Origin of the sequence: Ralstonia psammae, from assembly GCF_958405935.1 — a bacterium.
GTDB lineage: Bacteria > Pseudomonadota > Gammaproteobacteria > Burkholderiales > Burkholderiaceae > Ralstonia > Ralstonia psammae.
Genome location: NZ_CATZBU010000013.1, coordinates 1 through 26,862, shown reverse-complemented (window position 1 = coordinate 26,862; position 26,862 = coordinate 1). Strand labels below are relative to the sequence as shown.

General features: G+C 61.5%; 21 protein-coding genes. 2 read left to right on the top strand and 19 right to left on the bottom strand.

Features of this window, described 5'->3' with window-relative positions; genetic code table 11:
• Positions 1-137: 137 nt before the first annotated feature.
• The 18 genes from clpX to cyoA all read right to left on the bottom strand — a co-directional run bounded on the left by clpX (position 138) and on the right by cyoA (position 21,757).
• A complete protein-coding gene (gene clpX, locus R2N16_RS20515; RefSeq protein ID WP_316668051.1) occupies positions 138-1,412 on the bottom strand; it encodes an ATP-dependent Clp protease ATP-binding subunit ClpX in 1,275 nt (424 codons plus the stop codon).
• 197 nt (positions 1,413-1,609) lie between these two features.
• Positions 1,610-2,257, bottom strand: coding sequence for an ATP-dependent Clp endopeptidase proteolytic subunit ClpP (clpP, locus tag R2N16_RS20510; protein ID WP_024975598.1), 648 nt, complete (start codon positions 2,255-2,257; stop codon positions 1,610-1,612).
• 41 nt (positions 2,258-2,298) lie between these two features.
• Positions 2,299-3,642, bottom strand: coding sequence for a trigger factor (gene tig / locus R2N16_RS20505; RefSeq protein WP_316668048.1), 1,344 nt, complete (start codon positions 3,640-3,642; stop codon positions 2,299-2,301).
• Between the two features lie 232 nt (positions 3,643-3,874).
• Positions 3,875-5,905 carry a bifunctional tRNA (5-methylaminomethyl-2-thiouridine)(34)-methyltransferase MnmC2/FAD-dependent 5-carboxymethylaminomethyl-2-thiouridine(34) oxidoreductase MnmC1 gene (gene mnmC, locus R2N16_RS20500; protein WP_316668046.1) on the bottom strand — a complete coding sequence of 677 codons (2,031 nt, stop codon included), beginning with the start codon at positions 5,903-5,905 and terminating at the stop codon, positions 3,875-3,877.
• Between the two features lie 76 nt (positions 5,906-5,981).
• On the bottom strand, positions 5,982-7,142 hold the full coding sequence (locus R2N16_RS20495) for an aromatic ring-hydroxylating oxygenase subunit alpha (protein ID WP_316668044.1): 1,161 nt from the start codon (positions 7,140-7,142) through the stop codon (positions 5,982-5,984).
• A 97-nt stretch (positions 7,143-7,239) separates the two neighbouring features.
• Positions 7,240-8,052, bottom strand: coding sequence for a siderophore ferric iron reductase (locus R2N16_RS20490; RefSeq protein ID WP_316668042.1), 813 nt, complete (start codon positions 8,050-8,052; stop codon positions 7,240-7,242).
• Positions 8,049-9,935, bottom strand: coding sequence for an IucA/IucC family protein (locus tag R2N16_RS20485; RefSeq protein WP_316668041.1), 1,887 nt, complete (start codon positions 9,933-9,935; stop codon positions 8,049-8,051). Before R2N16_RS20485 ends, R2N16_RS20490 begins: the two co-directional genes overlap by 4 nt.
• 18 nt (positions 9,936-9,953) lie before the next feature.
• Positions 9,954-10,559 carry a GNAT family N-acetyltransferase gene (locus R2N16_RS20480; protein WP_316668039.1) on the bottom strand — a complete coding sequence of 202 codons (606 nt, stop codon included), beginning with the start codon at positions 10,557-10,559 and terminating at the stop codon, positions 9,954-9,956.
• The gene (locus tag R2N16_RS20475; protein WP_316668037.1) at positions 10,549-11,787 is read right to left on the bottom strand and encodes an MFS transporter; all 1,239 of its coding nucleotides are present in this window, start codon (positions 11,785-11,787) and stop codon (positions 10,549-10,551) included. Before R2N16_RS20475 ends, R2N16_RS20480 begins: the two co-directional genes overlap by 11 nt.
• Complete coding sequence (locus R2N16_RS20470) at positions 11,784-13,364, bottom strand: lysine N(6)-hydroxylase/L-ornithine N(5)-oxygenase family protein (RefSeq protein ID WP_316668035.1); 1,581 nt, start codon at positions 13,362-13,364, stop codon at positions 11,784-11,786. The genes R2N16_RS20475 and R2N16_RS20470 overlap by 4 nt, the downstream gene beginning before the upstream one ends.
• Positions 13,365-13,493: 129 nt before the next feature.
• Positions 13,494-15,698 (bottom strand): TonB-dependent siderophore receptor, encoded by a 2,205-nt coding sequence (locus tag R2N16_RS20465; protein WP_316668033.1) that lies wholly within the window; start codon positions 15,696-15,698, stop codon positions 13,494-13,496.
• 68 nt (positions 15,699-15,766) lie between these two features.
• Positions 15,767-16,315, bottom strand: a complete 549-nt coding sequence (locus tag R2N16_RS20460) for a sigma-70 family RNA polymerase sigma factor (RefSeq protein ID WP_316668032.1) — start codon at positions 16,313-16,315, stop codon at positions 15,767-15,769.
• 155 nt (positions 16,316-16,470) lie between these two features.
• Positions 16,471-16,665, bottom strand: a complete 195-nt coding sequence (locus tag R2N16_RS20455; RefSeq protein ID WP_316668031.1) for a hypothetical protein — start codon at positions 16,663-16,665, stop codon at positions 16,471-16,473.
• Positions 16,666-17,070: 405 nt separating this feature from the next.
• Entirely contained in the window at positions 17,071-17,496 is a 426-nt protein-coding gene (locus R2N16_RS20450; protein WP_316668029.1) for a GNAT family N-acetyltransferase, read from the bottom strand.
• A 6-nt stretch (positions 17,497-17,502) separates the two neighbouring features.
• The gene (cyoD, locus tag R2N16_RS20445; RefSeq protein WP_316668027.1) at positions 17,503-17,931 is read right to left on the bottom strand and encodes a cytochrome o ubiquinol oxidase subunit IV; all 429 of its coding nucleotides are present in this window, start codon (positions 17,929-17,931) and stop codon (positions 17,503-17,505) included.
• Entirely contained in the window at positions 17,928-18,593 is a 666-nt protein-coding gene (cyoC, locus tag R2N16_RS20440; RefSeq protein WP_316668025.1) for a cytochrome o ubiquinol oxidase subunit III, read from the bottom strand. The genes cyoD and cyoC overlap by 4 nt, the downstream gene beginning before the upstream one ends.
• Positions 18,586-20,589: a cytochrome o ubiquinol oxidase subunit I gene (gene cyoB / locus R2N16_RS20435; RefSeq protein ID WP_316668023.1), complete on the bottom strand. Its 2,004-nt coding sequence runs from the start codon at positions 20,587-20,589 to the stop codon at positions 18,586-18,588. Before cyoB ends, cyoC begins: the two co-directional genes overlap by 8 nt.
• 115 nt (positions 20,590-20,704) lie before the next feature.
• Positions 20,705-21,757, bottom strand: a complete 1,053-nt coding sequence (cyoA, locus tag R2N16_RS20430; protein ID WP_316668021.1) for a ubiquinol oxidase subunit II — start codon at positions 21,755-21,757, stop codon at positions 20,705-20,707.
• Between the two features lie 157 nt (positions 21,758-21,914).
• Between cyoA and R2N16_RS20425 the strand changes: the two genes are divergently transcribed.
• Together R2N16_RS20425 and R2N16_RS20420 are read left to right on the top strand one after the other, a co-directional pair.
• Positions 21,915-23,234 carry an MFS transporter gene (locus R2N16_RS20425; protein WP_316668019.1) on the top strand — a complete coding sequence of 440 codons (1,320 nt, stop codon included), beginning with the start codon at positions 21,915-21,917 and terminating at the stop codon, positions 23,232-23,234.
• A gap of 220 nt (positions 23,235-23,454) precedes the next feature.
• Positions 23,455-23,643 (top strand): CsbD family protein, encoded by a 189-nt coding sequence (locus R2N16_RS20420; protein ID WP_316668017.1) that lies wholly within the window; start codon positions 23,455-23,457, stop codon positions 23,641-23,643.
• Between the two features lie 435 nt (positions 23,644-24,078).
• Here the strand turns inward: R2N16_RS20420 and R2N16_RS20415 are convergent, their stop codons facing one another.
• Complete coding sequence (locus R2N16_RS20415) at positions 24,079-26,223, bottom strand: hypothetical protein (RefSeq protein WP_487384028.1); 2,145 nt, start codon at positions 26,221-26,223, stop codon at positions 24,079-24,081.
• Between the last annotated feature and the right edge of the window lie 639 nt (positions 26,224-26,862).

Sequence of the window (26,862 nt, the reverse complement as noted above, 5' to 3'; positions counted from 1 at the left end):
TGGGCACAGCGACGGTTTTACAAGACCGCTGCTGCAAGTCGCATGCCGACCCGGTTTCCCGAAGCAAAAAAAGCCGCTCGCGAGCGAACGGCTTCCTGCATGGGACGCATACGGCGCATCCCGGCCGGGCATTCGCGTCAGTTGGAACCTGCAACCTTGGGTTGCTCTTCGTAAATCAGCAAGGGCTTGCCGTCGTCGGAGATCGTATTTTCATCGATCACCACCTTCTGCACACCCTTGTGGTTGGGGAGGTCATACATCACATCCATCAAAGCGTGCTCGACAATGGAGCGCAGACCGCGCGCCCCCGTCTTGCGCTTGATCGCCTTGCGGGCGATTGCCGTCAGCGCGCTCGGACGGATTTCCAGCTCCACCCCTTCCATTGCCAGCAGTTTCTGGTACTGCTTGACGATTGCGTTCTTGGGCTCAACCAGGATTTCCATCAAGGCAGCCTCGTCGAGCTTGGCCAGCGTCGCCACCACGGGCAGGCGGCCGATCAACTCGGGAATCAGACCAAACTTGATGAGATCTTCCGGCTCCACTTGCGGCAGCACTTCGCTGACGTCACGCTCTTCCTTGCTCTGCACCTCTGCACCAAAACCAATGCCGGTTTTGTCAGAGCGCTGCATGATGATCTTTTCCAGACCATCGAACGCGCCACCGCAGATGAACAGGATGTTGGTCGTGTCGACCTGCAGGAAGTCCTGGTTCGGATGTTTGCGACCACCTTGCGGCGGCACCGACGCCATCGTTCCTTCGACCAGTTTAAGCAAAGCTTGCTGCACGCCTTCCCCAGAAACGTCCCGGGTGATGGAAGGGTTGTCAGACTTGCGCGAAATCTTGTCGATCTCGTCGATGTAGACGATGCCGCGCTGGGCCTTATCCACCTCGTAATTGCAATTCTGCAGCAGCTTCTGGATGATGTTTTCGACATCCTCGCCCACGTAACCGGCTTCGGTCAGCGTGGTGGCGTCTGCGATGACGAACGGCACATTCAAGAGACGCGCCAGCGTTTGGGCAAGCAAGGTCTTGCCCGAGCCAGTCGGCCCGATGAGCAGGATGTTGCTCTTCGACAGCTCGACATCGTCCTTCTTGCCGAGGTGCTTCAAACGCTTGTAATGGTTGTAAACCGCGACCGCCAGGATCTTCTTGGCCTGCTCCTGACCGATCACATATTGGTCCAGGCTTTGGCGAATTTCATGCGGCGTGGGCAGATCGGACTTGACCGCCAGGCCACCTTCCTTTTCGGAGATGGCAGCTTCGTCCCGGATGATCTCGTTGCACAGGTCGATACATTCATCGCAGATGAAGACCGAGGGGCCGGCAATCAGTTTCTTGACCTCATGCTGGCTCTTGCCGCAGAACGAGCAATACAGCAACTTTTCGCCAGTCGAGCCTTTCTTGTCCGCCATAACGATTACCAGTAGTTCTTGGCAGCATCATACGCCAAATTATCTGGCGACGATCCGCAGGTGTTGTTCAAAGCAAAAACGAGGCGCGAAGCCTCGTTTTTGACACCGCTTGACATGTTTGGTGCGGTTAGCCGGTGTGCCGTAGAACGCACCGGCAACACCGTCTACCGCGCACATCGGCGCAGGATTTCGACACTTCAGCGCTTGGCGATGACCTGATCGATCAGACCGTACTCCTTGGCCTGCTCGCTGCTCATGAAGTTGTCGCGATCCGTGTCGCGGGCGATCTTGTCGACTGGCTGACCGGTCGCCTCCGAAAGCACCGTATTCAGACGCTCGCGCAGATACAGGATCTCGCGCGCCTGAATCTCGATGTCCGAGGCCTGGCCACGCGCACCGCCCAGCGGCTGGTGAATCATGATGCGCGAGTTCGGCAACGCCAGACGCTTGCCCTTCGCACCGGCTGCCAGCAGGAACGCGCCCATGCTTGCAGCCATGCCCATGCACAGCGTCGACACGTCTGGCTTGATGAACTGCATCGTGTCATACATCGCCAGACCGGACGATACCGAACCACCCGGCGAATTGATGTACAGCGAGATGTCCTTGTCTGGATTCTCGCTTTCCAGGAACAGCAACTGTGCCACCACCAGGTTGGCAGTCTGGTCGTTGACCTCGCCCACCATGAAGATCACTCGTTCCTTGAGCAGGCGCGAGTAGATGTCGTAGGCGCGCTCGCCGCGGCCCGACTGCTCGACCACCATCGGCACCAGACCGAGCCCCTGCGTCTCGAGCGCGGAAGCCTGGGTGCGGGCAAGCTGGTCGATCAGTTCATTGCGGATCATGCGGTTCTCCGGTGCTTATTTCGGAAACTCTATCGATCGAATCAGCCTTGCGCCGGCGTGGCGGTCAGCTCTTCGAACGACACAGCCTTGTCAGTGACCTTGGCCTTGTCGCACACAAAATTTACCACGTTGTTTTCGAGCACGTAGGCTTCCATCTCGGCCAGGCGCTGTTGGTCGCCGTAGTACCAGCGGATGACTTCCTTCGGATCTTCGTAGCTCTTGGCAAACTCTTCGATCTCGGCCTTGATCTGCTCCGGCTTGGCTTCCAGGCCGTTGGCCTTCACGACTTCCGCCAGCACCAGACCCAGCTTCACGCGGCGCTCGGCTTGTTGCGTGAACATCTCGGCCGGAATCGGCATGTTCTTGGCGTTCGGCATACCGCGCGATTCGAGGTCGCGACGGGCCATCTCGACCAGACGCTCTTGATCTTGCTCGACCAGCGACTTCGGCACGTCCAGCTCCGCGACCTTCAGCAGCGCTTCCATGACTTGGTCCTTGAGCAGCGCATGCGTACGGCGCTTGACTTCACGCTCGAGGTTTTCGCGGATGTCGGCGCGCATCTTGTCGAGGTTGCCGTCGGCGATGCCCAGCGATTGTGCGAAGGCTTCGTTGACTTCCGGCAGGTGTGCCCACTCGACTTGCTTGAGCGTGACGGTGAATTCAGCCGTCTTGCCGGCGACATCCTTGCCGTGGTAGTCCTCGGGGAACGCCAGCGGGAATTTCTTCGACTCGCCTTGCTTCAGGCCCAGCGTGGCTTGTTCGAACTCCGGCAGCATGCGGCCTTCGCCCAGCACGAAGCTGAAACCCTCGGCCTTGCCGCCAGCGAATTCCACGCCATCGATCGTGCCCACGAAATCGACCGTCACGCGGTCGCCGTCTTGCGCAACGGCTGCGCCGCCGTCACCGTGCTCGCCGGCTTCGCCGCGCGGGTGGTAGTGCACGCGTTGCTTGCGCAGGATGTCGAGGGTCTTGTCGATTTCGGCATCGGTGATTTCGGTCTTGGTGCGGGTCAGTTCCGCGCCGGCCAGATCGCCGAGCTTGACTTCCGGATACACCTCGAAGGTCGCGTCGAAGGCGACTTCGTCATCGGCCACGCCTTCGGTCTTCAGTTCGAAGCGCGGTTGGCCGGCGACCTTCACGCCTTGCTCGTTGGTGATGTCGAAGAACTGGCGGGCGGCCTTGTCATAGCGCACCTCGAACTCGACTTGTTGGCCATATTGCTTCTCGACCATCTTCATCGGGACCTTGCCCGGGCGGAAGCCGGACATCTTGACGGTCTTGGACAGACGCGCCAGACGGCTTTGCTTCTCTTGCTCCACTTCGGCCTTCGGGACAGCCAGGGTCACTTTGCGATCAAGCTTGCCGAGGTTTTCGATAGTCGACATGGTCGTAATTCCAGATTCAGAAGATGGTTACGTCGAACGGCGCAGCGCCAGCAGCAGCCGTGGTTGAAAGTTCTTGGTCTTGCCGGGCTTGCAGGAATGCGGCGCGAGGGCCGCTTGACTGCACAATGCGCGGCACAACGGGCGCGTTCAGGCTGGCAAACGCAAAACGCATATTATGGCATGGAACGTTCGCCAGCCCTGATTTTTTGGGTCGGAACGCTTGGAAAACCCTTCAAACAGCGCGTTGATCCCGCGTATCTGCGGGCTCATTTTCCGGGGGTGCGGCGCCCTGCTCTTGCATGCGCCCATGCTGCAATGCGCGCCGGATAAAGCGACCCGGGTCCAGCGCCGCGGCCAGATCCGATTCCAGCGGCAGCGGACCGCCGTCGATCTGGGCTGCCAGCAACTCCGCGCCCAGTACCGACCAAGTGAGGCCGCGCGAGCCATACGCAAGTGCGGCATACAGCCCGGCGAGGCGAGGCAGTTGCGCATGCGCACCGCGCAGACGAAAGCCGGGCGCCATGGCGGCAGCCTCATCCGCCAGCGGGCCAATCAATGGCAAGCGATTGGCGGAGACGCAACGCACACCGACATAGCCGTGCAGTTGTGCAGGGTCCAGCTTCGCCAGCGCGTCTGATTGCTGTGGCTGCAACCGGGCCAGTCGCCCGAGATTGGCCGCATGATCGGCAACGTGCTCGGCCAGATCGGATTCACCCGGTTGGAATGACGACCCCGTGCGTACCGTCTTCGCGCCCGGCTCGGCGGGCAGCAGGTAGCCATCGCCGCAAACAACGGCTTTCGGCCAAGCGGCACCCGTTTCCAGACTGGCGAACGGCACATCGGTGAGTTGACCGCGCACTGGCTTGAGCGACGCGGATTTAAGCGGTGCCAGACGTGCCGCGCCAAGACTGTTGGCGAGGATGACGACCGGCGCACTCGCAATCACATCGTCTTGGGCATCAAGAGCCTGCCATTGATCACCGTCTTTGCGCAGCGATTCAACGTGCGTGTTCCAGCGCGCGTTGATTGCAGCGCCGGCGGCGGCCAGGTTGGCCAGACAAACGTCGGGCGGTGCGACCCAGCCGGCTTGCGCAAACCACCAGCCGCCCTGCGGCACGCTGGCGCCGACGCGCCGGGCGGCTTCGTCCACATTGAGCCAATCGATGTAATCGCGGGGGTAGCCGAGGGCTTGCACGATGCGCTGCTGCTCAACGGCGTCGTCGGCATGTTCGGCGAGTTGGAGCACGCCGGTGGGTTGGAAACCAGTCGCGAAGCCGGCGCGATCGAGTGCGTCCCAATGGCGGCGTGCGAGCAGGTTGCCGGCGCGCGATAGGCGCGAGAGCACGCTGTCATCGATAGACACATGCGGATGCATGGCCGCAGCGCGATGCGCCGACGTGCCGCGCGCGGGGCCCTCGTTTGCATCGATGAGCGTGATGCGCCAGCCGCGCGACGCGAGCCGTTCCGCAACCGAGGAGCCCGCGAGCCCCGCGCCGATCACGATGGCGTGATGTTGGCTCCAAACTGGCGCTTCAGCCGGCCCACGCCGCGTGCGCCAATGTGTTGGAAACTGCGCCACGGTCATGTCGCGCTTGGTGCCGAAACCGGGCGCCTTGTGCGCCGCGAAGCCTGCCTCTTGCAAGCCGCGTCGCACGAAGCCTGCGGCGGTGTACGTGGCTAATGTCGCGCCGGCGCGAGCGACCCGCGCGAGCTGCTTGAACACGTGCGGCTGCCACAGATCGGGGTTCTTGGCAGGAGAGAAACCGTCGAGATAGAAAGCGTCGGCAGCGCACGACAGCTGCGGCAGTGTCTCCATCGCATCACCGAACAGCAGCGTGAGCGTGACGCGGCCACCTTCAAATGCCAGGCGATGCACACCGGGCACCGGCACAGGCCATGATTGGCGGAGCGTCTCAGCCAGCGGGGCCAGCGCGCCGCCTTTCGGATGCACGATCGACAAGCCTGCGCGATCGAACGGATGCTTCTCGATCGAGACGAAATCGAGCCGCGCACAACGCTGCGGGTCGTCGCGCCATGCAGCCCACGTGGCCAGGAAATTCAGGCCCTGGCCGAAGCCGGTTTCGACGATGGTGAAGGGGCGCTTGCCCTGCCATGCGCCCGGCAACCGGTTGCCGCCCAGGAAGACGTGATGCGCCTGTGCCAGACCGCCTTCAGCGCTGTGATAGACGTCGTCGTACTGGGCGGAGAATGGCGTGCCGTCCGATGTGAGCTGAGGCGTGGCGAGAACAAGGCCGCGTGGCATGAAACACCTTGGTAGGAAGCGGCGAATTGTAACGCCGCCCTTGCCTTGCGCCTTGATCTGAAGCAGTTGCTCCCCGTCACACGTCAGCGACGGGCAACGTGCCCATCACGCGCCGGTACCACGCGTGGAAGTGCTGCATGCCGTCTTCGAGCGGCGACTGGTACGGCCCCGTTTCCGACACACCGCGCGCCATCAGGGCCCGACGGCCGGCGTCCATGCGCTCGCCGATCTCGTCGTCTTCGATGCAGGTTTCCATGTAGGCGGCGCGCTGCGCTTCGACGAATTCACGCTCGAACGCGGCAATCTCTTCCGGGTAATAGAACTCGACCACGTTGACCGTATCTTGCGGCCCTTTCGGATACAGCGTGGAGAGCACCAGCACATGCGGATACAGCTCGATCATGTGGGTCGGGAAATACGTGACCCAGATCGCGCCAAAGTCGGGCGATGCACCGCATCGATAGTCCAGCAGCCGGTCATGCCACGCGCCGTAGATATCCGAGCCTGGTTGGCTGAGCGCCTGGTGGATGCCGACGCGCTGCATGCTGTACCAGTCGGCGAATTCCCATTCCAGGTTGTCGCATGTGACGAAATGGCCGAGGCCCGGGTGGAACGGCGCGACATGATAGTCCTCCAGATAGACCTCGATGAAGGTCTTCCAGTTGTAGTTGCACTGATGGACTTCCACGTGGTCGAGCACGTAGTCACCGAAGTCGAACTCGGGACGGGCGAACAGCGGCGCCATGTCGCGGGCCGGATCGCGCGGGCCTTCGAACAGCAAGCCATGGCAGTTGCGCAGTCGAAAGCGCTGCAGGTTCTTGCATGGCGTGCTGGTGAACTGTGGCGCACCAATCAGCTCGCCGCGATCGGTGTACGTCCAGCGGTGCAAGGGGCAGACGATATTTCCGCCGGCTGCGCGCAGGTTGCCTGTGGCATTGGCTGGGCCGGTTATCTTCCCAGTTTCACCGCCGAGAATCAGCGCTTGACGATGCCGGCAGACGTTGGACATCAACTCCACGCCGCCGGCGTTGCGCACGAGCACGCGGCCGCCTCCTTCGTGCGCGAGGCGACGCCAATCGCCAGACTCGGGCACAGCTTTTTCGTTGCCGACGTAGCACGCAGAATGCTTGAAGATGGTTTCGAGTTCGCACGCGAACAAGGCATCGTCGAAATACGCGGCGACGGGCAATTGGGTATGCGCTGGCATCACGTGCGCCAGGCGTCCAACATCAGTCATCGGAGAGTCTCCAACACGGAACGGCGAGCGGTTCGGCCCAGGCTAGAACCGCGTGCGCCGCATCAGGTATCGGGGGACCGGGCTCGCGCGAAAACGCTCAGGACGCCTCAACCCGAAGGCGGGCGATGCGTGCGTCCAGCGAGAGCTTCGGACACGTGCTGCACTTTTCTCCGTCGTGGCGGCGGAAATCGTGGCAGCAGACCTTGCGGTCGAGAGCGATCGCAGGCGTGCCGTCACGAGCCCGGTACGCAAAGAAGCCACAGCCACCAGCGATGCCAAGACTCGCGAGCCAGGCTTCGCCCGCAGATCCCATATCGGCATCGGACAACGACGCATGCGGACGCACCGCCATGAGCGCCCCGAGCACGCATTCGGCTTGCAGACGATCGGCGGCGCGATCGTGTAACGACACCAGGGGTTTCAGCGCGCGCCGCATTGCCGCGCAGAACATGCGCAGTTCAGCAGAAGCGACTTCCATCCGCACCGCGAACGTGCCATCGACTGGCACATGCGCAGGCAAATGCAGGCCACTCGGGAAGCCGTTCTTCACTGGCTGCGCAAGACCTGCCAACCTGGGCACCGGCGCATCCAGATGTGCAGCGATCACGCACAGATAGATCGGCTGCCAGATCGCCAAGCCCCAGCACCGTAGAGCGAGGTAATGCGCGCCGGCTTCCGGATAGGCGCGCGCCCAGTGATCGCATAGCGCCTGCAATGCAGCGTCGTCGCCCAGGCACAGTGCGCCGGCCGGCACTTCACCGCCCTGCTCGCCGCGCAAACTGGAGATGACGCGCCGCGCCGCCTCCCAGACATGCGTGAGATTCGGGGCAGGCGGTGGCCGCCAGGCTTGAGCCATGGCGAAGCCGGGGCCGATGGCGTCTTCTGCGAAGGCGCGCATGCCGTCCGTCATGCAGCCGCCTCCGCAGCTTCAGTCGCTGCCGCCGAACGGACCTGCGCCGCACGTCGGAACTTGGCGATCGGGTTGACCAGGTTGCCCGCCATCTTGAGGCTCGATGCAGGGTCGGCCAGATTCACCATCTGCACGTTGTTGCCAAGCTGCAGGCGGTTCAGGCACGAGTGCAGGAACTCGGGCACGAACATGTCGTAGTGCGCGTACTTGGCGGCGCGCTCTGGGTGGGCGTCTTGATAGTCGTACACGCAATCTGCCACCGCGCCCCAGAACTGATCTTCACTGCAGCAGCCGTTTTCCACCAGCACGTGGTTGATGTGGCGCAACACACCATCGAACACGTCGATGAAGATGCCGAGCAGCTTGAAGTTGTCCGGCACGTCCACGGCCAGGCGTTGTACCCGCTCGGGCAGCCATTCACGCGCCTTGATTTCAAGGATGGCGGACTCCTCCGCAATGTCTTTCATGATGGCCCGCACAGGTACGTGGTTGTCGATCACGAGGATGAGGTTCTCGCCATGCGGCATGAAGCTCAGGTCGTGCGCGTAGAAGCAATGCAGCAGCGGCGTCAGATACGCCTGCAGGTATTGGCGCACCCACGCCAGCGCCGGCAAGCCGGAACGCCGGATCAGCTCCGGCATCAACGCAACGCCGTCCTTGTCGACGTGCAGCAACGCGGCCATCGTCATAAGGCGTTCACCTGGCTGCAGGAGTTGCAGCGGATTCTCGCGCCACAGTGCGGAGAACATCTTCTTGTACGGCGTATCCGTTGGAATCGCCGCCTCGTAGTAGAAGTTGCGGAAGCCGATGGCAGCCACTTCCTGGAGGATGGTGAAGCCGTTCTCACGCAGGAACGCATCGCTCGACACCAGCCCCTTGATGAACTCGTTGATGGCCGGTGTGCCCGACATGTAGTACGGCGACAGCCCACGCATGAACCCCATGTTCAGGATCGACAGCGAGGTTTTCACATAGCGTTTGGTGCGATCGCTCGTGTTGAAGAACGTGCGAATCGATTGCTGCGCGATGTAGTGATCTGCGCTGTAGTCGAGGCAGATGATCTTGCGCTGCGCCACGTAGCCCGCGAATGCGATGGACAACTTGTTGAACCACTGCCAAGGATGTGCAGGCATGAAGTGGTAGTCGGCCGGATCGACGCCCTTGGCAGCGACTTGACGCGTGAAATCGTCAACCGTGTCCTGGCCCAGTTCTTCGTTCAGCAGTTGTGCGTAATCCAGCGTGGAAAGCGTCGATGGTGTGGCGTGGTCTTTGTGTACCGCCAGCCAGATCGCGCGGATGTCGGCCCCTGCCTCTGGCGCATAGGCCTGGTAGTCGACGGCGTTGAAGCCCAGACGCCCGTTGTTGGCGACAAAGCCTGGGTGCCCTTCCATCATCGCGACTTCGATGGTCTGGAAGTCGGTGGCGTCGGCAAGTTGCGCGCTACTCGGCGCGTCGGCCTTCATGCGCTTATAGGCGCTGCCGAAGAGCGTGCTGCTGATTTCGTCGAGGTAGATGGGCAGCAGGTCGTCGCGGATGCCAAGACGCTGGCGGCATTCGATGATGAACTGCAATGCATCGAGCGGTTGCTCAACGCCGTCGACAAGGCGGCGAATCGACTCCGGCTGGATAAACCAGTGGCGCAGCGCCAATCGCTGGGCTTCGAACTGGTAGCAGACCTTGCCGTCATCGGAAAACACCTGGTAGAGCCCGAAGCCGTTGACCGTGTCCTTCAGGTGTTCGGGTTCGAGGATGATCTCGTGCGCATACTCGGCAATCGCCTTGCGCAGCAACAGTCGGTTGGCCTGTGCCCAGACTTCGGGCGTGAGATGGGCCGCGGCCTGGGCCGGGTGTTGGGAAAGCTGGTTCTGGACAGTCACATTCATGGCGAATCCTCTGGCTTGTTAAGCGGTGGTTGCAGTCGCGGCGGTAGCCTGTTCAAAATCCCGCCGGGAGCAGAAGGCGAGGCTGGCGATCTTTTCGGTAAAGGCGACGTTGCGGTCGTAGACGAAACCGGCGGCCCGGTTGATGGCGTGGATCCGTTCGTTGGCGGCATCGGGCTCGACCACGATGCGCGCCGCCCCCAGGTGCTCGAACATGAAACGCATCAACGCGAAGAACACCGTGCGCGTATAGCCCGGCACGCGCACATCCGGCGGCCCGATGAAGATATGCATGCCCAAATCGCCGGGCTGCACGTCGTAGAAGGCGCGGATGCGGTCGTGCGCGGGGTCGTAGCACTCGGCCAGGAAGACCGGTCGCCCCGCTTGCCAGACGAGGTAGGCCGTGGCATGCCCCGAGTCCATCAGCTCTTGATAGATCTGACCGATCTCGGCCTCAGTCTTGTCGCGCATCAGCCAGAACGATGCACGCTCCGGCTGGAACCAGCGGTGCAGCGTCGGGATGTCTTCCGGAATGCGCAGCAAGCGGAAGGTGTAGCCCTCGGCATCCGTGTACGGCACAGGTCCCGCGTCGGTGCGGCGGTGGATGGCACGCCTATCAATTGGCATGGGCAGGCGCCTCCAGGTTGGCGGGTTCGCCTGCCCTGCCCGCTTCGCTGCCGTGCGTGGCACTCGGCACCTTCAGGATCAGGCGATCGAGCAATGCTGTCAGTGCAAAGCCTCCCGCCGCCAGCAGGAACGGCACGTGCAACCCGTAGCGGTTGACGATTGCCCCTGCCGCAAACGAAGACAGCAGCACGCCCAGGTTCTGGAAGAAATTGGTGATGCTGTAGTCGTGCGCATAGCGCTGCGGTGTGGATAGCCGGAACAGGTTCACGTCAAGCTTGACGATGATCTGGAACAGCGCCCAGCCATACAACACGCGGCCGAGTACGACCAGCCCTGGGTTGGGCGCGGCCTGCAGCAGCAAACCGGCAGCGCCAAGCAGCAGATTGCCCAGCGTGTGGTCGGGCAGCTGACCGCCGCGTGCCCGGATGCGGGCATGCAAGCGCAGCGCCATGATGGCCATGGCACCCGGTATGGCGAAGACCATGCCTGAAACAAACTCACTGTCGTGGCCCGACACCTGCTGCCAGTACACGGCAAAAAACGAGCGAATCAGGTACGCGCTGAAGTCAAACACCAGCATCACGAGCGCCAGACGCAGGATCGGCAGGCGATCACGCCAACGTGTGCGACGTGGCTCGGTGGCAGCGGCTTCAGCATGCTCGCCCGAGTTGACACGCACGATCTTGCCGCTGCGGATCAGGTACAGGCACACCCCCATCTGGAAGAAATCGCCCACCGCCATGGCGACGATACTTGCTCGCGGCCCCCAGGTCTGCAGAACGAAACCGCCCACCACCGCCCCGAAGATGGCGCCAAAGTGCACCACCACCGAGAGGATGCCCACCGTGGCGGCGTGCTGCGCCTTGGGAGTGAGCCGCATCATGTACGGATACATCAGCAGGTAGCTGCTCTTGCACATGAACATCAGCATCGACAGCACCCAGTACGTCACCACGTCGGGCGCCCAGTCGCTCAACAGGCTGAAGGTACCCGCCGCAAACTGCGTGTAGACCAGCAGGTGCAGCGGCTCCACGCGTTTGGCCACACGCGCCCAGAGGGGCAACGTGCACATCACTGCGATGGAGATACCGGCGACATACGCGCCTACATGCACAGGGCTGTCCAGCCCATAGCGCGATGCAAAGAACTGCGGATAGAAGGGAATCAGGATCGCATCGCTAATGACGGCAAACGCTGTCATCAGGATGATGTAGAGGCGCAATGTCATGCGGCCACCCCGGCGGTCTCCTCGACCGTTTCCGGCACGCGCTGCTGGGCCAATCCCTTGGCAGCCAGCGGAATGAAATCGGGCGTGGCCGGTATCGCAAAGTCCTGGATGGCGATGCGCTGCTCGATCTTGTAGTGCTCCACCCCCGTCAGCTCTCGGATGATGCAGGAGTTGCGGTAGCAGCTCATCCCGAGGTCGGGGTTGGTCAGGCCATGCGTGTGCAGGCCGGCGTTCTGCACGTAGACCTCGTTGCCGTTGAGATCGGCCGCATAGTTGCGCGAAAGCTGATAGCGGCCCTTGGCATCCCACCGCAGACGGTGGCGAATGCCCTCCAGAAACGCCGGGATGTTCTGTTCATAACCGGTGGCGAGCACCAGCCCTTCGGTGCGATGTGCATAGCGCGCGCCGCTGTCGAGCTGCTGAAACTCGATCTCGTACGTGTCTGTGGCGGGGTTGTGGCGACAGGCCTGCAGCTCGCAGTTGGTGATGAGATGCGTGCGCAGCGGTCCCGCCTTGCGCCTGTCGCCGAGCCGCTTGTCGTCGAGCAGATCGTAGATCTGGTTGATCAGGCTTGCGTTGACGCCTTTGTAGAGGCTGTCCTGCTTGCGGATGATGCTTTCTTTTCGGCTGTCCGGCAGGTTGAAGAAGTAATCGATATAGTCCGGAGAAATCATCTCCAGCGTCAGCTTGGTGTTCTCCATCTGGAAGAAGCGCGGTGAGCGCGTGATCCAGACTAGGCTGTAGTCGTGCTTGTCACTCTCCTTGAGCAGGTCGTAGTAGACCTCCGCTGCGCTCTGCCCACTGCCGACAATGGTGATGGATCGCTTCTCGCGCAGCGCCTCCCGCACGTCAATGTAGTCGGCAGTGTGCAGGTAGCGATGCCCATCGCGCGGCACGCATGCGGGGAACGAAGGTGAGGACCCCACGCCAAGCACCAGCTTGCGTGCACGCAGTACGAACGGCTCGCGCTCCGGGCCACGGAACCCGCTGACGACATAGCACCCACGATGAGCGTCATAGTCCAGCGCCTCCACGTCGTGGTGGAAACGCACGCTGTTAAGTTGGGCGATGACCCACTTGCAGTAGCGGTTGTATTCCGCTCGGCTCAGGTAGAAGTTCTCGCGGATGTAATACGAATAGATCTTGCCTTCCTGTTTGCAGTAGTTCAGGAAACTGAAGCGGCTTTTCGGGTCTGCCAGACTCACCAGATCGGCCAAGAATGGATTCTGCAATGTGGTGTTATCAATCAGCATGCCAGGGTGCCAATTAAATTCCTCGGCACGCTCAAGAAACACACCGTCCAGACCATCAATTGGCTCTGCCAGACATGCCAGACTTAAATTGAATGGCCCCAAACCAATTGCAATAAAGTCATAAACATCGGATTTCATCACGCTTGAACCTCCTGATTTTGCAAAGGCTGCATTTACAAAAAGACGGCACCAGCAACGCCAGCCGGGCAAGCGGGCGGAGCGCGCACGCTTTCCGTCGGCTAGCCGCTTCAGGCCGCGCCTAGGCTGGGTGAATTCAGGTGAGGATTGATCACGGCCGATGCGTGCCGGCCGCTGAATGATCATGAATATCGCAAACGCGATATTGAGAACACATTGGATATGCCCGGCGATGCGATGAAAATGAATCGCCGGGCAACAAGTCAAGTCACAATACTACACGCAGAACAGGATGCCTGTGTGAAGAAAATGTAATTACCATTGATAAGAAACGGTGGCCATTACATTACGTGCGTCGCCCCAATAACAATAGGAGCTGCTCAAGCAGGATGCCACGTAGTTTTTATTAAAGAGATTCTTGGCGGAAAATTGCAGCCTGGCGCCCTTGAGAGACGGATCCCAGCGTGCCAGGTCAATGCGCAGCATCAGGTCAACCAGCGTATACGGCGGCACCTTGAAGCTGTTGGCGTTGTCACCCCAGCTTGTGCCGACGTAGCGCAGCCCCACGCCGGCGGTGTAGCCCGGCATGAACGTCCAATCGACCCACGCCGATGCCATATGGCGCGGCACCTGATACGGCGTATTGCCCACGAAGCCTTCAGCCGACTCAATGAACTTCATGTTGGTGAAGGTGTAGTTGGCCAGCACCGCCACGGTGTCCGTCACCTGCGTCCGCGCTTCCAGCTCGACGCCGCGCGTGCGGATCTTACCGCTGGGCACGTAGTAGATCTGCCCCACCGGCTTGGTCGCCACATTCTCCTGATCCAGATTGAACACCGACGCCGACAGCATCGTGCTCGAGCCCTTCGGCTGATAACGCACGCCTGCCTCGAACTGCTTGGCCGTGGCCGGCTGCAGCAGATTGCCCTGCTGATCTGCACGCAGGCTCGGGTTGAAGCCATCCGAATAGCTGAAGTACGGAGCGATGCCGTTGTCGAACAGATAGACCACGCCCGCACGCTTGGTGAACTTCGAGCCGCTCCACTCCGATGGCGTGCCCGTACCGTACAGGTTGGACGCCTTGGCGTGGTCCTCTCGCACGCCCAGCGTGAAGCGCCAGCGGTCGATTGCAATCTGATCCTGCAGGTACAAGCCGGTCTGCTCCAGCCAGCGATCGATGGGGGATGCCGTGACGCCGGTCAGGCCAGGGCTGCCATACATCGGGTTGAAGGCGTTGATGGGGTCGGCGCTGCCGGATTCCCAGAAGCCATCCACGTGGCGCCTTTGGTAATCGACGCCGAACAGCATCGTGTGCTTGACCGCACCCGTGACGAACTTGCCTTCCAACTGGTTATCGACCGTGTAAGCGTGCGTGGCTTCCTTGGCGCCCGAGTAATAGCGCGTCAGTTCGTCCGCACTGGCCCAGCCGAAGCCGTATATTTGCCGCAGGCGCGTATCGCCGAACACGTAGCGGAAGTTCTGGCGCAACGTCAGTTGATCATTGAACGCGTGCTCGAACTGATAGCCGACCATGCGCTCGGTGCGGCGGTACTTTTCGACCGTGGGGTCACCATCGAAAAAGTAGCGGGAGATGTAGCGGCCATTGCGCGGGAAGATGCTGCCTTCTGCCGGCACGCCGCTGTGATAGCCGCCCTCCGGATCCTGCTGCAGATACGCCTGCAGCAGCAGGTGCGTATCGGGCGTGAAGTTGATCGCCAGCGAAGGCGCAATCGCAAAACGCTGTTCGCGCACGTGGTCGAATTGCGTGTCCATGCCCCGCGCCAGACCTGTTACGCGGAAAGCCATCACGCCGTTCTGGTCGACTGGTCCCGAGATGTCGAACGCCCCTTCCAGGCGGTTGCGATTGCCAACCGTGAGTTCTACCTCGTGATACGGCTGGAAGAGCGGCTTCTTGCTCGTGAGCGCCACCACCCCACCCGGCGACGCACGGCCGTACAAGATCGAACCCGGCCCCTTGAGCACATCGATGCGCTGCAGGAAATACGGATCGACCTGAAACGAACTGTAGCTGCCCTGGTCACTCATCAGGCGCAGGCCATCGAGCAAGGTGTTGTCGACACTGCTGTCGTTGAAGCCGCGCAACGCAACGTAGTCGTAGCGGTTGGATGCGCCCACGAGTGCGGTGAATGCGCCTGACGTGTAGTTGAGCGCCTCCGAAATGCCGCGCGGCTTCTGGTCGTCCAGTTGCTGCTGCGTCACCACCGAGATCGATTGCGGCGTTTCGATGATGGGCGTATCCGTCTTGGTGCCGGCTGCGCTCTGCTTGGCAACGAAGCCTTTACCGGGGCTTTGCGCCGTTTCGCCTCGGCCGACTGCTGTGGTAGCGGGCAGCGTGGCACTGACTTCGCCGGTGGTACGCTGCGCCATCACTTGCGTTGGCAGCGCGCTCCCCAGCAGCACTGCGCAACCCAGCCGCGCGGCGAGTGCGATCGGGCGCAGCGTCGTACAGCAGAGCGTATCGGATGGAAAAACCGTTGTTGTGTTCGTTTGCTTTGGCATGGTGTGTTGGAAGATGCGTGTGGTTTCCACAGCCATCGACGATCCACACTGCGAAAGCGGAACCGGCCTCAGAACTTTTTTTGGATGAGGTCATCGCGACAGGTCGCACAACGCTCGACGGCCTGCACAAGGTACTTGCGCACCATGCGCGTTGACTTGCCAAGCTGTTGGGCAATGCACGCATGGGACTGCCCTTCGATGTAGCGCAACCGGACCGCCTCGCGCGCGCTGGGCGACAGCGTTTCCAGCATCGCGCTCGTGTGCTGCAACGTCTGCGCCTGCGCAAGGCGTTGCTCCGGCGACAGCGCATGCCCGAACTGCGTGGACCGCAACGTCAGTTCATCCAGGCACGCGTATTCGACGCGTCGACGACGCGCCCGGTCGATCATCAAATGCTTGGCAGTCGTGGTCAGATAGGCGCGCGGCTCGCGCATTTCATTGAGCTTGTCTGGCGCAGCCAGCACACGCATGAAGGTGTCGTGCAACACGTCCGCCGCCTCTTCCGCACACGCGAGCTTCTTGCGCAGCCACGCAAACAGCCAATCGCAGTGCTGCACATAAAGCGCGTCGATGGACGTGTCGGTGTCGTACAGCGGCTGGGGCTGAACGGCAGGCATGCGGGCTCCCGGAAATCAACCGGACGCACGCAGAACACGCACGCATCGCGTCCATACAAATGAGAATCATTCTCATTTTAGACGCGCAAAACCCTGTTCGCAAACGGGAATTGGAAAGGCAGCGCTCAGAATCGGCGTGGAACAGCAAGACGGCCCTAGGCCGCATCGTCTGCGGACCGGCGTCGCCAAGCCATAAGCGCAACCGCCAGCGCGGCCACCGACAGGCCGATTGCCAGCCCAGTCAACCGCCCGGCGCGACGCGCCTCATCGGCTTGGTGGCGCGCTTCAATCGCCTGGCGCACGGTTTCCCAGAAGGCCTCGCGGTGCTCGTTCTCGTCAAAGATGGACATGGCGCGCTTCCCCGTTATGTATGACTTGCCTTGTCATCGTAGGGAACGTGCGCGAAGTGTGCCACCGCGCGTTTCGTGTAGGGCGCCGGTGGGCGCCAACAACTCAGAGCGCAGCCACCAGCTTGCCCACGGGGCCGGCAAGCGGCCGGGAGACATCGGCATCATCCTGCGTGAGATGAATACCGGAGAGCAGGTCCAGGTCATCCAATGCCAGCAGATCGACCTGGGCTGCGCGTACTGGGGCACGTTTCCCGCCAAAGTGGTGTGCCGCTGGCCGGCGGCAAAAAAGGAATCGCCCGTGCTTTCATCAAGACGCACGAGCGATGCCGAGCCGGTAGTGAGCTGCTTTCTTGAATACCGCGAAGCCGCTCTGTGCAGGAGAACCCGAAACCTTGAGGGCCCGACTTACAACGTCTTGCTGAGGAAAACCCGGCTCGTGCCGGGCGGGTCGCACGGTATCTCGCCGAACCGTACCCAGCCGTTGCGTTCGTAAAACTGCGGCGCTTGAAAACTGATCGTATAAACCACCGCCGAGCGACACCCGCGGCGGCGCCCTTCTTCTTCAAACCTGCGCAACACCTCTGTGCCGATGCCCATGCCGCGCAACGACTCGGGCAGATGGAAGAGATCAAGAAACAGCAGCCCCAACGATGTCCGCCCGCTCGCGCCGCCAACCACGTCGCCACTCTGCGGATCGCGGACCAGCACCGCCAGCGGTTGCCGGTCTCCATAGCCGACGTGCATATCGTTGAAGTGGTTCAGCCCGTTGCCGATGATCTTGGTCGACTCGTCATCCGCCTCGTCGGTGACGATGATTTGTGGAGCTTGCATGCAGGCCTATTGCGTTCGGGGCGGCAGGCTGACGGGGGCCGACTGCGCCGGCGGCCGCATGTGCGGCATCATGTTCGCATTCAGGTGGTACATCACCCAGAGCGAACCACTGAGCGTGATGACCACCAGCACCAGCGTGAACATCAGCGAGAGCATGTTCCAGCCGCCCTCGGACTTGGCGTTCATGTGCAGGAAGTAAATCATGTGCACCACGATCTGCACTGCGCCGATGAGCAGGATCGCCACCGCCGTGGTCGATGATCTATCGAAGACGTGGCCCATGACCAGCCAGAACGGAATCGCCGTCAGGAAAACTGACAACATGAAACCCGTCAGGTAGCCGCCCAGCGTGGCGTGCGGTCCGATCTCTTCCTCGTGATGATGACCTCCGTGGGCATCACCGTGACCGTTCATCGTTTGATCTTGCGCGCTCATGGCAGCGTTCCCATCAGGTAGACGAAGGTAAAGACGCCGATCCAGACAACGTCCAGAAAGTGCCAGAACATCGACAGGCACATCAGCCGGCGCTTGTTGGCCGTGATCAGCCCGTGCCTCGACACTTGCAGCATCAGCACAATCAGCCAGATCAGGCCGAACGTCACGTGCAACCCGTGCGTGCCGACCAGCGAGAAGAACGAGGTCAGGAATGCGCTGCGCGTCGGCCCCGCGCCCTCGTGTATCAGGTGCGCGAATTCATAGAGTTCCACCGCAAGAAACGCTGCGCCGAACACCCACGTGATGGCCAGCCAGATCTGCATGGCGGGGACCTTGTTCTGCTGCATCTGCAGCATCGCAAAGCCGTATGTGATGGACGACAGCAGCAGGAACGACGTGTTCAGCGCCACCAGCGGCAGCTCGAACAGTTCCGCCCCGGTGGGTCCGCCTGCGTACTCGCGGCCCAGCACGCCATAGGCGGCAAACAGGCACGCAAATATCAGGCAATCGCTCATCAGGTAGAGCCAGAACCCGAGCAGCGTGCCGTTTGGCACATGGGGTTCTTCGGTGACGTGGAACTGGTAGCCGCCCGGCGGTATGTCGTCCACCGTGGTCGTACCTGTTGGGCCGGTCACATGCAGGGGTGCGGTCGTGTCAGCCATGGCCTGCCATCAGTTGGGTGCGTGATGCTTCTGTCCGGATCACCTCTTCCGCCGGAATGTAGTAGTCACGCTTGTAGTTGAAGGTGTGAATGATTGCCGAGAAGATCGTGGCCGCGAACGACACGATGGCCAGCCACCAGATATGCCAGATCAGCGCAAAGCCGCAGAGCGTGGACAGCCCCGCCAGCACGATGCCCGCTGCGGTGCCCTTCGGCATGTGAATCGGCTTGAACCCTTCCTGCGGACGCCGATAACCATACTGCTTCATCTGCCACCAGGCATCGGAATCATGCACGAGCGGCGTCATTGCGAAGTTGTACTGCGGAGGCGGTGACGAGGTCGACCACTCCAGCGTGCGACCGTTCCATGGGTCACCCGTCGTGTCACGCAGTTCTTCGCGGCGCAGGAAGCTCACCACGAGTTGAATCAGGAAACACGCTATGCCGATGGCGATCAACAGTGCACCGACTGCGGCGAGTTGGAACCAGATCTGCAATGACGCATCGTCGAAATGGTTCATGCGGCGTGTTACACCAAGCATGCCCAGCCAGTACAGCGGCATGAACGCAACGTAGAAGCCGACAAACCAGAACCAGAACGACGCCTTGCCCCACGACGACACGAGGCGGTAGCCAAACGCCTTGGGGAACCAGTACGTAATGCCGGCCATGAGGCCGAATAGCACGCCCCCGATGATCACGTTATGAAAATGCGCAATCAGGAACAGGCTGTTGTGCAGCGAGAAGTCCGCCGGCGGCACCGCCAACAGCACGCCGGTCATGCCGCCAATGACAAACGTGACCATGAACCCGATGGTCCACAGCATGGGCGGCTCGAAGCGGATCTTGCCCTGGTACATCGTGAACAGCCAATTGAAGATCTTCGCCCCTGTCGGGATCGAGATGATCATCGTCGTGATCCCGAAAAACGAGTTGACGCTGGCGCCCGACCCCATGGTGAAGAAGTGATGGAGCCAGACCAGGTACGACAGCACCGTGATCACGACGGTCGCATAGACCATGGACGCGTAGCCGAACAGGCGCTTGCGCGAATACGTGGCCACCACTTCCGAGAAGATGCCGAACGCGGGCAGCACCAGGATGTAGACCTCGGGGTGGCCCCAGATCCAGATCAGGTTCACATACATCATCGCGCTGCCGCCCTGCTCGACCGTAAAGAAATGGGTGCCGACGTAGCGGTCCAAGGCGAGCAGCGTCACGGCGGCCGTCAGCACCGGAAAGGCAGCAACGATCAGTGCGTTGGTGCACAGCGCCGTCCACGTGAAGATCGGCATGCGCATCAGCGTCATGCCCGGCGCCCGCATCTTGACGATGGTCACCAGCAGGTTGATGCCCGATAGCACGGTACCGACCCCCGCTATCTGTAGCGCCCATATGTAGTAGTCGACCCCCACATCTGGGCTGGCAAGGATGCCCGATAGCGGCGGATAGGCCAACCAGCCGGTGCGCGCGAATTCGCCCACGAACAACGACATCATCACCAGAATGGCGCCGCCCGTGGTCATCCAGAAGCTGAAGTTGTTGAGGAAGGGGAACGCCACGTCGCGCGCGCCGATCTGCAGCGGCATGACAAAGTTCATGAGCCCCGTCACCAGCGGCATGGCCACGAAGAAGATCATGATCACGCCGTGCGCGGTGAAGATCTGGTCGTAGTGGTGCGGCGGCAAATAGCCAAGGTTGTCGCCAAACGCCACGGCCTGCTGTATCCGCATCATCACGGCATCGGCAAAGCCGCGCAGCAGCATCACGATGCCCAGCACGACGTACATGATGCCGATCTTCTTGTGGTCGATGCTGGTGAACCATTCACGCCAGAGGTAGCCCCAGACGCGGAAGTACGTCAGCGCGCCGACCAGCACAAGGCCGCCGAGGGCGACGACCGCGAAGGTGGCGAGCAGGATCGGTTCGTGATACGGAATGGCCTCCCACGTCAGGCGGCCAAAGATCATGTTGGCGAGTTCGGAACGCTCGGTCATGGATGTCACCTGGGCCTGTATTGACCAATTCTGGCCGATCAATGTTGGCGAAAAACGTCAAAGGGACTGAAAGAGCTGAAAAGCTGAAAGGGCCGAGACGACGCGCGGCCCTGTACTAACGCAACAGTCTTCGACCATCGTTGATGGCCGCATCCGGCGCAAACATGGGCATGGCATCGGCCGTATTGCTGGCGGTACAGATTTCCGCCGACGGGTCGAAGCGCCTCACGTTGCGGTTGCTCGCCATGGTGTCCGCCAGGCAGGCCTGGCCGTCCACACAGCGGTTCAGGATGCGGTCGTAGAGGTCTGGCGCCACGCTGGCGTAGCGCTGCACGGGTTCACTCTCGCTGGGCTTGGCCAGCTTCAGGTAGGTGTCCTTCGACAGCGGCGTGCCCGACGACTTGACCTGCTGGACCCACCGATCGAACGCTTCGTTCGACAGCCCGTGGAACTTGAACCGCATGTGCGAGAAGCCCGCGCCGCTGTAGTTGGAAGAGAATCCGTCATAAACACCGGGCCGGTTGATCACCGCATGAAGCTTCGTTTCCATGCCCGGCATTGCATACACCATACCTGCCAGCGACGGCACGAAGAACGCATTCATGACCGTGGTAGCCGTGATCCGGAAGGCAATCGGGCGGTCGACCGGCGCAGCCAGCTCGTTGACAGTGGCAATGCCTTGCTCGGGATAGACGAACAGCCACTTCCAGTCCATTGCCACCACTTCCACAGTGAGCGGCTTGGTCTCAGCGGGCACCGGACGGTGCTGGTCCAGCCGCGTCAGTGGCCGATACGGATCGAGTTGATGGGTGCTGACCCAGGTGACTGCGCCCAGCGTGATGATGATCAGCAGCGGCGCGGCCCAGATTGCCAGTTCCAGCACGGTGGAATGGTCCCAATCGGGGTTGTAGTGCGCATTTTCGGCACTCTCCCGATATCGCCACGCAAACAACAGCGTAAGAAAAATCACGGGAACGATGATCAGCAACATCAGGCATGTTGCGATGATGATCAAGTCCCGCTGTCGCACCGCCATATCGCCAGCCGGCGATAACAGCACGGCGTTGTTACAACCGGCGAGGGTCACCAACAAGGCAATTGCTGCACCTCGCCAGAGCGACCTTCCCGTAACTCCAAGGGGTGTCACTACTGCATTGAAGCGTGGCATGGGTCTCGGAAGTGGCGTTTGGTTAACGTCGCGCTGGGGTGGCCCAACGATCTTTCGACTTGTCGTTGCAGTTTAGGCGCTATTCTGGTCTTGTGATGACGGACTTTTGATCGCCGTACGACATCCCCCTCCCCCGAATCTCGATGGAGACTCCACGATGGCAAGTCTGACCCACCAGCATCGCGCGTCGCCCACTGCCCCCCCCGCACCAGGACACCATGAAGTTGCACCGGCTGAGATCGCCACAGGCGTGGTGATCGGGCGAGCGTCGGAGTACTTCGACTTTTTCGTCTACGGCATCGCCTCGGTGCTGGTTTTCCCTAGGGTCTACTTTCCGTTCGCCAGTGAACTGGCGGGGCTGCTGTTCAGCTTCACGGTCTTCTCCTTCGCCTTTATCGGCCGCCCGTTCGGCACGGCGCTGTTCATGCGTATCCAGCGCCGATGGGGGCGCAGCACCAAGCTGACGGCGTCGTTGTTCTTGCTTGGCACGGCCACCGTGGGCATTGCGTTCCTGCCCTCGTACGCATCGATCGGCCACTCGGCGATCTATTTGCTGGCGCTCTTCCGCCTCATGCAGGGCATCGCGTTTGGCGGCTCGTGGGATGGCCTGCCGTCGCTGTTGGCCCTGAACGCCCCCGAAAACAAGCGCGGCTGGTACGCGATGGTCGGGCAACTGGGCGCGCCCACCGGCTTCATCATTGCTGGGTCGCTGTTCTTGTTCCTCTATACCAGCCTGACGTTTGAGGAATTTATCGACTGGGGCTGGCGGTATCCGTTTTACGTCGCCTTTGCCATCAACGTTGTGGCGCTGTTTGCGCGGCTGCGGCTGGTGGTCACGCACGAATACACGCAACTGCTCGAGGAAGGAGAGCTGGAACCGATCAGCACCCTGCAGATGGTGAACGCGCAGGGGTTCAACATCTTCCTGGGCGCCTTTGCTGCTCTGGCCAGCTATGCGCTGTTCCACCTGGTCACCGTGTTTCCGCTGTCATGGGTGTCGCTGCGCAAGACACAGAGCGTGCCTGCCGTGCTGACCGTCCAGATCATCGGCGCAGCGATTGCGTTCGTGGGTACGCTGGTCTCCGGCCTGATTGCAGACCGTTTCGGCCGACGCACCACGTTGGCGGCCATGGCCGTGCTGATCGGCATCTTTAGCCTGGCCGCGCCATGGCTGCTCGATGGCGGTGTTGCGGGCCAGGACATCTTCATCCTGGTCGGCTTCGGTCTGCTGGGGCTGTCTTACGGCCAGGCGGCCGGCGTGGTTACGTCCAACTTCGAAAGCCGATTCCGCTATACCGGTGCTGCCCTGACGACCGATTTCGGCTGGCTGTTTGGCGCGGCATTCGCGCCGCTCGTGGCGCTAGGCCTGTCGTCGCTGTTCGGGCTCGGAGCGGTGAGCCTGTACCTGCTCTCAGGCGTTGTGGGGACGCTGGTGGCGCTGCGGATCAATCAAGCGCTTGGGACACCGGATGCGTAGTGCCGTTGCTTGGAGAAACCTCGACATAAGGTAAGCGTGGTGCGAGGGACGGGCTCACCTACCGGTTGTGCTACATCGAAGGCCCCGAGGGAATACTTCTGGGGGCTCGCGGAGCAACTCGGCAAGTAGCGCTCAAGACGGTGGCGGACAATCCAGCCCAGGCACGCCAAGTGCTATGCATCCGCAGTGCGCAAGAGCGCATTTTCAAAAGGAGCAGAGCATGAACAAGGACCAAGTGAAAGGCACAGTCGAGAAAGTGAAGGGCAAGGTCAACGAGGCCCTTGGCAAAGTGACGAACAATCCTGCACGTGAGCTCAAGGGCGACCTCCAGCAGGCCGGCGGCCAAGCTCGCAAGGACGTGGGTGACGTCAAGGAAGCAGCGAAAGACATTGCAAAGAAGTCCCGCTAATTGGAGTGCGTATAGGCGCGGCGCGCTGGCGCTGACGCGCATCGCTAAAAAAGGGGCGGCCAGTGGGTCGCCCTTCTTTTGTCCGCTCACAGCTAAGCAGATACGCAGCCATTGCAACGTGAGATCACCAGAAATTCTCCAGCCACTTTGCTACCCGTCGTTGGCTACGGACATTTTCGGGTACAACACCTCATGCAGCGTTGATGGACGTTCTGCGTGCCCGGATCGATGGCGCTTTTGATTTTGACATTGTGGATACCCGTGGTGAAGCCCGGCCAATAGGGAGTTCGACAGCGCGAAGAAGCTCACCTACAAGATCATCAAGTTTGTCGACACCTGCACGAAGCTTGTAAGCCCCTTCGCCTGGACTGACACAGCCGACTGCACCATCGATAGATTCGTCCGACTACACGGGCGAATTTATGGGGCAAAACCCTAGGCCCTGGCAACGCTGGCTTTCGTTTGAATCCGCGCAAACAGTTCGCTCAACAGCCTCGGGCCGATCTGCTCGCGGTGCACCTTTGCCTCGGTGTTTCCAAGTCTGTGCATCGTGTCTTCCCACTTGGCACCCAGCGCTCTTTGCTCTTTCGTTTTCAAGTGCACCCGTGCGAAGTCGCTGTATTCGAGTGTAGACAGCGCACTCGCCTCGACCGGTTCCGCCAAATGCAAATGCACGAACAAGGGAAGCGCCGCCGTGCGGTTAGAAAGTGGCTTGGGCTGGATTGCGATCTCGAACAGCAAACCACGCTCACCAACATCCCCTGCTGAAGGCAGACGGACCGGCGCGCCCACGTGCTGGATCTCCGCTGCCTTGAGCAAGCGGTCGAGATGGTTGAGCCGAGGCAGCCGATCGCACTTCAGCTCATCGGCTTCCCACGCGTTCAGGTGGTGCTCCATCAATTCCAGGGCCCGAAGGCGTTCCGTCAATTGCGCTACGCGTTCATCGCCGGCAGGCAGCGCCGCCTGCAGGCGACGCAGCGGGCCTGCTTCGCCAAACCAGCCCCGAGCCATTCCACGCACGAAGTCCGCCGTCTTGACAGCATCGCGCTTGGGGTCTCGCATCATGTTTGCCACGCTGGCGGTGTCCTTGCCGGCGCCCCGCGCAACTTCCAGCACGTCGGCCGCCGAGTGTGCCGCCATCAGCCGATCCGACGGATATTTCTTCAGCAGCATGTCCGCCTGTTTTTTGGCGTCGGCACCTGGAGCCGGCGTGACAGGCAAGGATGGCTCGGCGGGCGCGGCGACGGAGGCACCGCCCGCGCCCTTGCGCCCTTTGCGTGGCTTGCGGCTGGGCCCGCTGGCACCTCCCGTGGGGCGAGCAACGCGTTCCGACACAGGCGCCGATGGCGCGGTGCCGCTGGAAGATGGCGATGGCCTGGTGCCACCCGCCCGCTCGCAGACGTCCAGGAGGTTCTCCCGATACGCAGCAATCGCGAGCGATACCTCGGTCATGGCCTGCCAAAGCCCGGACGTATCGTCCGCCTTAATCAGTGCGGCCGCGTCCAGGCACAGCAGCGTGCCGACCCGAGCGACGCCGCTGCCGTATTCGTCTACCACGGCAATCGCCTTGGCCAGGTCTTCTGCACTCAATCGGTCTTGCGGCTCGGCCCCTTCGCCCACGCCCTCATGGGCTTTGGCATCCAACGCGGAAAGTGCGGTCGGTACCTCGTCGCCACGGTGATGGAGTGCATTGCGCAACGACTGCGTGCGCTCAATGACGTCCTGGAGGCCGTGGTCGTGGGCCATCCGGATTAGGCGCTCGGTGGTGCTCAACACCGCATTGGCCTGCATGATCCGCAGCGACCGGCTGCTTTGCGCCTGATATGCGGCCACCATTGGCAACATCGACTTGAGCTGTGGCCGTATGGCGCTGGGTGTATTCGGGTCTCGGCAGGTCTCGGCAAAGCGATCCAGCACCTTGCGATAGGCCACTAGATCGTCATGGGCGACCTTCAATTCGGCCGGCGTTTCCAGGATGGTGACGGAGGCTGGCTCGCGTAACGCCTCCGCGGGCATATTGTCGCCGCGCATTTGTTTGCGGTCCCATGCTTCTGCCAGCACATTGCTGTGTGCCTGAACGCCCATCATCGCCGCCTTGAGGCGCAAATCCAGGATTTCTGCCAACGCTTCATCGCCATTGGCGATCAGCTTGCGGGTCCGAAGCAGCTCAAGCGCGGGCACGGCCTCGTCGGCCGTTTTCACCCCCTTCTTGGCCAGCGGCAACATCCTCGACGCCACGCCCAGCACCGTCGCGGCGACCTGGTGCCACGTAAAGGAGTACCGCATCGCGTGGTCCAGCGTCTTTCTCGCCTCGGCGATAGCCGGTTCATCCAACGGGGAATCTGCCGCCGCATTCCGGCTTTGGAGATTCGCGCGCCTGGAGCGGCTGCTGGCGGACGACCTGGACGAAGACGATGCCCCAGGCGGCCGGCCGAGGCCCGCGAGCTCTGCAGGGCGGCTTGCAAGGCGGCCGGGCGCGCTCGGCCCTTCCCCCGTGGCGGTATGGGCGGGTGCAGGTGTGGGCGTCGATGGGGTGGGCGTCGCCTGGACGGGGCGATTGTTGATGCGTTCTCCGCTCATGGGGGCTTCCTCATTTTCCGTGGCCGACATAGCGGCCGGCTGGAGCCGCCTAGCGTTGCATCAGGCCATCTGCCACCGACTGTGCCAAAACCACGGCGGGAAATACCGCGCGGAACCCGAAATCGGCGGTCCCGTCACGAAACCGCCGCCTTCAACCTGTGTGTGCATGCCTGCCTTCCGATCCGCTACCGTCGGACTGCCGACTGCCGACTGCCAGCGCCATCGGAACACGACCGATACCCGTATTGCACACGCGCAAGGCAATGGACGGCCAACCTCCAGAGCGTGCGCATTTCACAACCACGCAAGCTGGTTCACACACGCTCACCTGACGTGATCGGTTGTTTCACTCACGCAGACCATGGCTGCACTGGCGGCGGAGTAGCGATAGAGGTGAACCCGTGCGGTTCAAATCCCTTCCTTCCATAGATGGACGCATGCTGAGAATAGTTGAGACTTGACCTCTACAGGCGGACATCGCTTCGTCTACCCTGCTTCTCGACAAAAACACGCGGACGTGCAAGTACGCATGTCACCCCCAAAAAAAAGGTTCTTCGAAGAATTCCGTGGGCCGAATCTCCACATTCCGTATGCTGGCGCCGACAAGGGCAAGTGTTCGGAGGCGGAATGCTGGATCGC